4 protein-coding genes and 3 pseudogenes are annotated in these 6,798 nt (G+C 32.4%); 4 read left to right on the top strand and 3 right to left on the bottom strand.

What is annotated here, in order from left to right:
• Positions 1 to 356 (top strand): annotated as a pseudogene (locus B2R82_RS15690) (IS66 family transposase); the annotation flags it as partial.
• 85 nt (positions 357 to 441) lie between these two features.
• Here the strand turns inward: B2R82_RS15690 and B2R82_RS15685 are convergent.
• Positions 442 to 615, bottom strand: a pseudogene (locus B2R82_RS15685) (IS3 family transposase); the annotation flags it as partial.
• 410 nt (positions 616 to 1,025) lie between these two features.
• Here B2R82_RS15685 and B2R82_RS15680 point away from each other — a divergent pair.
• The 3 genes from B2R82_RS15680 (at position 1,026) to B2R82_RS15670 (ending at position 5,153) form a co-directional block, all read left to right on the top strand.
• Positions 1,026 to 2,141 (top strand): DNA cytosine methyltransferase, encoded by a 1,116-nt coding sequence (locus tag B2R82_RS15680; protein ID WP_286925820.1) that lies wholly within the window; start codon positions 1,026 to 1,028, stop codon positions 2,139 to 2,141.
• Between the two features lie 107 nt (positions 2,142 to 2,248).
• Positions 2,249 to 3,940, top strand: coding sequence for an McrB family protein (locus tag B2R82_RS15675; RefSeq protein WP_286925818.1), 1,692 nt, complete (start codon positions 2,249 to 2,251; stop codon positions 3,938 to 3,940).
• 13 nt (positions 3,941 to 3,953) lie between these two features.
• Positions 3,954 to 5,153 carry a 5-methylcytosine restriction system specificity protein McrC gene (locus tag B2R82_RS15670; protein ID WP_286925816.1) on the top strand — a complete coding sequence of 400 codons (1,200 nt, stop codon included), beginning with the start codon at positions 3,954 to 3,956 and terminating at the stop codon, positions 5,151 to 5,153.
• A 693-nt stretch (positions 5,154 to 5,846) separates the two neighbouring features.
• Here the strand turns inward: B2R82_RS15670 and B2R82_RS15665 are convergent.
• Both B2R82_RS15665 and B2R82_RS15660 read right to left on the bottom strand, forming a co-directional pair.
• The gene (locus B2R82_RS15665; protein WP_286925814.1) at positions 5,847 to 6,581 is read right to left on the bottom strand and encodes a tyrosine-type recombinase/integrase; all 735 of its coding nucleotides are present in this window, start codon (positions 6,579 to 6,581) and stop codon (positions 5,847 to 5,849) included.
• Between the two features lie 42 nt (positions 6,582 to 6,623).
• A pseudogene (locus tag B2R82_RS15660) lies at positions 6,624 to 6,767 on the bottom strand (N-terminal phage integrase SAM-like domain-containing protein); the annotation flags it as partial.
• Between the last annotated feature and the right edge of the window lie 31 nt (positions 6,768 to 6,798).

Genomic DNA, 6,798 nt, shown 5'->3' with positions numbered 1-6,798 from the left:
TCTTCGGAAAAAATGCCTTAGCCAAAGCCGCAGAATACACATTAAATCGTATCCACGGATTAAAAGCTTTTTTGTTCGATGGTAGGATTGAAATTGATAATAATTCAGCTGAAAATGCGATTCACCCTAATGTGATTGGTCGTAAAAACTGGCTTTTCTCTGTTAGTGAAGCTGGTGCTAAAGCGAATACTATATGTTTAAGTTTGGCTGAAACGGCAAAAGCAAATGGCATCGATTTCTATCAATACCTAGTGACGTTAATGACAGAATTGCCAAATTTACCAATTCATCAGCAGCCAGTGATTTTAAATAATTACATGCCTTGGTCGAAAAAAATCCAAGCAACATGTGCAAAATCGCCATCTATCCGAAAAAAAATTAGGATAGATGGCGATTCATCGTGCGTACCAAGAAGGTGCGCTTATTTTTTTATATTTCGGGCTTACTGTAAAGGAATTCAGATTTCATTATTCCAAAGAAATTCTCCATAACAGAGTTGTCGTAACAGTTTCCTTTACGAGACATACTTTGAACAATCCCTCTTGATTCTAGGACGCAACGATATTTCTTCATTTGATAATGCCAGCCTTGATCGGTATGCATGAGTAGCTGATTGTTTTTGCTCTATTTAAATCTCGTGTCAAGATATGGGTTTCATAGAGTGGAAGATTTAAAATTGGATTGCAATGGAAGGGAAAAGGAAAAGTATAGCAAGTATAAAATTTATAAATTTACAAGAATGTTAGAAGACCTAAATATAAATCCGATTCCAATACCGAAGCGCGATGCTGAACAACTTGGGAAAGAGAAATGGGTAAGGAATCCTATCAATAGTCAAATATACAAAACTTTGATGTAATTTTATGACTTTCTGTTAAAATAATAGTAATTTTATGGAAGTTATTATATCTGTAAATAAGAACAAATGTATTGTATAATTAAATCTAATTTCATAAATATATTTCTTACGATATTGTATTTGAATATATAAGCAAAAATTTATAATTTTGTTGGGAGTTAAGAGTATGAGGAAAAATGAGACTTACAAAATTGTCTCTCTCTTTAGTGGCTGTGGGGGTTTAGACTTAGGTCTTGAAATGTCGGGATTTAAAGTCGTTTGGGCAAATGATATAGAGAAACATGCTGTAACTACTTATCAACATAATATTGGAAACATTGTAGAAGGGGATATAAGGAATATTGATTCAAAAGATATTCCTGATTGTGATGTATTAGTAGCAGGTTTCCCATGCCAACCGTTTTCTTCGGCCGGAAATCGGTTGGGTGTGGAAGATGCAAGAGGGACCCTTTACGAAGAATGTCTCAGAGTTATTAATGACAAAAAACCAAAAGCTGTTGTCTTTGAAAATGTTAGGGGAATTTTGTCAATTAAAAATAAAGATGGTTCTTTGTTGTTGGAATCCATTATCAACTTTTTAGAAGCAATTGAGCCTGGTTATAAGGTTCAATATAAGTTACTGAAGGCAAGTGATTACGGTGTTCCGCAACAAAGATATCGAGTAGTATTTGTGGCTTTTAGGAACGACTTAAATGTAAGATATGAATTTCCAAGGCCTACTCATTCTCCTGATGACCCATCTCTAACAGTTGGAAATATAATCAATGTACCAAAAGGGACACCGAACCAGGATGAAGTATGGGAGTTCTCCCCTCAATCGAAGACGTTAATTCCTTATATTAGCGAAGGTGGTTCATGGAAAGATATCCCCTATGAAATACTTCCTCCACGTTTAAAAAGAATAAGAGATGATATGAGAAAATATAGAGCACCAAATTTTTATAGACGGTTTGCAAGAAATGAGATAAATGGGACAATTACAGCCGCCGCTACACCTGAAAACTGTGGTATCATACATCCACTTGAAGACAGAAGATATAGTATTAGAGAAATTGCAAGGATTCAGTCTTTTCCAGATGATTTTGTATTTGTAAGCGACTCTATTGCTTCTAAATACAAGATGATAGGAAATGCAGTTCCTCCGCTATTAGGCAAGGCAATTGGAGATTCTATAAAAAAATGCTTAGACAATGCTTTAAATCAAGACTCAAAATCAAAGGAAATTAAGAAAGAACTAGATGTGATTATTCCAGAATATGGACAAGTTGCATTAAATATTTAAGGTATCTTCAGTTGGAGATACCTTTTTATTTGGAATTATTATGGAATGATAAGACAGTGAGTAGATACCTATGCTAAAATTAGTACAAGGAAAAAGAGGTGATTATTTTGAATATTTATGTTAGTGAAACAAGTATAAAGGATTCGGTAGATTACTTCTCAAAGCTTTCTATATCGTCTCCTGAGCAGTTTGGCTTATTCTTTTTATGTAAGGGTGTTGGAATCAATCAGAATACATATAAGCCTTTAAAAAAGGCTGGTCAAATGACTGATGATGAAAAGAAAATATACTACGATAGATTGCATAAACTTGGAGCAGTGTTTGATTTTAATGAAGAAGGAATAAAAAAATGTTGTTTATTCCCATTCTCTATTAAGGAAAAAATTGCAAAAGGGAATTTCTATAATCAAGCATCCTCTTTTCAAGGTTTACTAAGTAGGCTTATTGATACAATAGACAACACTCTTATAGATAAATTTTTGGAGAAACAGGAAGATAGTATTAGGCTAAAAAGAAACTATATTCAACTTCTTAAAGAGTTTTATCTAAATGGAAACAAGATTTCTTTGTCTTACTTTTCAACTTATTATTGTAGATTTTTCACCTTTTCTGCGTATGAATCAATGGGGAAAGGGGATTTCACAAGGGTTTGTGTTAAATATACAATTGATTCATTAAATCTGCTTGAAAGGGAATTAGACGAATTATTTTACGATGACACAGCATTGACTCAAATTGACTTTCAAGAAGGTATGATTACTGGTCAAGAGTTAAGAGATATGTTCACATTTAAAGGTAATGAGGATTTTCCTGAAATTAGTTCTTCAAGAGACTATAACGTGGTGAATCCATATATGTTAGTTCTTGAAGATGTAAGGAGGTACATAGAATTGAACGGAAAAAATCCATCAGCTAATGAAATTAAAGAGTTGTTAGAATTAAGAAAACAAATAGTTTTATATGGTGTTCCTGGTATTGGGAAGTCTATGTTTATTAAAGATCTAGAAGATTGGAAAGATGATGTGGGTAACAAGTTTTTTGATGAAACTATCAATATTCAATTCCATCCTTCTACATCGTATGAAGAATTTATAGGTGGCTCTTCCATTGAGAACGGAACAATTGTTTCAAAGGCTGGTATTTTTCTAAAATGGTGTCAAGAAGCAATGAAAAATGATGACAAGAAGTATCTTTTTGTAATAGATGAAATAAATCGAGGAAATATATCAAAGATATTTGGGGAAACAATTTTAGGGTTGGATAGAGAATATACAGTAGATTTAGTGAAACCTTTGAATGTAAATGGTGAACAAATAAGCAAGTTCAAAATCCCAAAAAATCTTTATATTATTGCTACAATGAATTCAGCTGATAGAAGTATAGCTATCTTAGATAATGCTATTCGTAGAAGATTTGCCTTTATTAAACTCTTCCCTAATTACGATATAGTGAAGGAATTATCAGATGTTCAAGCATTAGATATTGATATTTCCAGACTTTATAGATGTATTAATAAAAAAATTCTTGATACTCTTAATGACGAGGAACTACTATTAGGGCAATCCTATTTTCTTCCGAATTTTGCTCACAAGGATGAAACGACTGGTAAAATTCAATGGTCAGAGAAGTTAGTTAGACTTGTCATTAACTATAATGTACTTCCTATTCTTGAAGAATACACTTATGGAAATAAGAGCGATTTGCAGAATATTCTTGGGGAGAAAATTCCAGAGCGAATTTACGAAGATGACGAGTTTGTAGAAGCAATAAAAGAACAATTCCCAGAAGTAGTTCTATAAAGGCGATTATATTATGGGGAATAGTATTAAAATCAATCAAGGACATTCCATAAGTATTTTTGAAGATGAATTGAATGTTTTAGAGGCAATGCTTAAAGCAAAAGGCATTAATCCTAACAGTCTGGATAAAGAACAAGGTATTTTAAATCTTAGCCAAAAATATGTAGGCTATATAAGAACACCAAGGCGAATGATTGAATTGATTCCGAAGCACGATAAATTGGGAATGAAACATATCTTTAGAATGTATTATTTTGTAAATGGACATTTTAATAATCTTCAAGACAAAGTTTTTGATTTAAGTCGTTCAAAGCAGTATGTAAATATAATTGACTTATTTTTAAATGAATTAGATAAGATTTTAAGACAAGGTCTTCCTACAGAATATATAGATATGGTAGAAGAATCAAGATATATTAGAGGGTCTGTTGATTATGTATCCAGCTATAAAAATATGATGCTTTTAAAAGAAGAATCTTTCTTGAGTCAATATGATGATGTATCTTTACAGACTCCTCTTAACAAGACATTAAAATTTGCGTTGAATAAGGTAAAGAGAGTAGAAGAATATAGAAGTAACATACAAAAGTACGAAAGAGCTTTACAATCAATATCAAGTGAATATAGCAAAGAGAAAGATTCAAAGGTAGTATTCAGCAACAAAAATAATTACTGCAAGGATGCTTACTTCTATGCCATGCTTATTATAAATGAATATTATTTTGAAAATATGGGTAATAAAAATGGTGAATGCTTCTTAATTGATTTTGATTTATTGTATGAGCAATTTGTGAAGAAAATATTATTTGTCTATGCTAACGACAACAAATTTCAAGACTGGAAAAAGGATAAGTTATATGGTGCGTATGGAGAAGGTAACGAAAAAAGTTATAGGCCAGACATTTTATATGGCTATGATGAAAAAGAAGAAAAGGCGATAGCGGTCTTGGATACCAAAAATAAATTTTCTTCTATTTTCGGGAATGCTGATGTGTATCAAATGTTATTCTACTCCCATATGTTAAATGCGAAAAAGATTGTATTATGTTATCCAAGTGTAGAAAATAAACAGAGGGATGTTCTATGTATTGATTCGGATAACTTGATTACAGATAAAATTTACGGAGTTTATATAAATATTACTCTTGAAGAGAAAGAAGCATTTGTAGAAGCGATAAATCAATTTATAGAAGAAGTGTATTTGTGTTTGTAGTTCAAATGATATATTTTTACAAAAAAAAAAGAGGACATCCCTGCAGCGGAGCAAGGGGTGTTCTCTTTTAGAAGATTTCTACAAAATTAGGTTAAATTGAAAAACAAATTTTTATTCTTTATCCGATTCTACAAACGATTGCTAAGGTTCTAGAGGTAGAGATTGAGGAGTTAATTGGGGTTAAGATATAATAGAAATGAATATTCATATTGATATTGATGTTCAGAGAAGGAGGCATTAGGTGGTTAATCTAATGCCTGGTTTTATTTATTGTTCTAAAGGTGAATATCATACTTCTCAATTTATTTAATTCTGTCGTCAGCACTCAAGCCATGTGGAGTGTGTGGTTTGATTGGAGTTGGAAATGGAACCTTATAATAATATCTTTTGAATAACTGGAGATGCTCAAACTCTAGGTTGATTAAAGAAAAGACCTTGCCCCCGCAACGTAATTTTTATCAAGCGTAGTCAAACAATTTTAATACTAGCTTAAAACCACTGTAACCACTTCTATTATAATATTTTGAAAATATGGTGGTTCGACTCCCGCCGTCTCCATAATAGAATTTTCTAGAGTTGTCTAGAATGGTCAAAACCCTTATATATCAAGGGTTTTTTCTTTTTTAGTTGTACTGAGTTTTCTGGGATTTTTATAGGAAACTGGCTAAAAATCTGGCTACTTTTGGGTCAAATTTATGAGTTTAAGTACGCCACAAATTTATTAATTGTTTCGTTTTTTGCACTCTTTGATAAGTGCGTATAAATATTAAGTGTTGTTTGCACATCTGTGTGTCCTAATCGTTCTTGTACTTCTTTGACACTTGCATCCGCTTCGAAAAGCAAAGAGCAGTGGACATGTCGAAAGGAGTGGATATGTGTGTAAGGTAAGTTGTATTTATCGATAACTTTCATAAGCCATCTTCTAGGGATTGTTTGCTGCAATAAACCATTTTGTTCGTTTGTAAACATTAATTGGCTTTTGTCATTCACATTTGGAAATTTGTCTTGCTGAATCTTTTTCCATTCGGATAAAATGCAGCATGTTTCTTCATCGATTAAAAGCTGGCGTGATGTATCAGTTTTTGTTGACTTAATATAGAGTTTGTTATTTTTACCTCTTGAAAGAGCTTTCGTAATGAACAGTTCCTTCGTTTCGAAATTTAAATCTGCCCAATTTAGTGCATGTGCCTCACCTTTACGGATACCTGAAAAAGCAAGCAGATAGAAAAATGCGGTAATTTGAGCGTTACCAAATTGCTTTAAACATTGAAGGAAGTAAATTAGCTGCTCCTTTGAATAGAAGTTAACCTCAGTATCTAATACAGTTGACGCCTTGATTTTAGGAAGATCCACTTGCTTAAAATGATTTGAACTGATGTAATCACGCTTAATAGCAAAATCAATTACCTTAGATGCATACGTTTTCACGGTTCGGAATTTTTTTAATTTTAATGAGCATTCATCAACAAAGTTTTGGCAAATTGGTACGTTTAATTTCTCGATTCGATAATGCCCAATTGCAGGGAGAATATGATTCCTGAAAATGCCAAGGGTTTTGACAAAGGTGCTTTCTTCGACAGTTCTTTCGTAGTGTTGAATCCAAACATTATATATATCCTCGTATGTTTCGGTTTTAGGCTTCTTA

The sequence above is a fragment of the Lysinibacillus sp. UBA6686 genome, assembly GCF_002455205.1.
Classification (GTDB): Bacteria; Bacillota; Bacilli; order Bacillales_A; family Planococcaceae; genus Lysinibacillus; species Lysinibacillus pakistanensis.
The sequence above is the reverse complement of the archived record's forward strand: the minus strand, read 5'-3'. Positions and strand labels throughout refer to the sequence as shown.

Coding starts and splice junctions, on each gene's coding strand:
- B2R82_RS15680 (WP_286925820.1), top strand. CDS start 1,026: ATGAGGAAAAATGAGACTTACAAAATTGTCTCTCTCTTTAGTGGCTGT.
- B2R82_RS15670 (WP_286925816.1), top strand. CDS start 3,954: ATGGGGAATAGTATTAAAATCAATCAAGGACATTCCATAAGTATTTTT.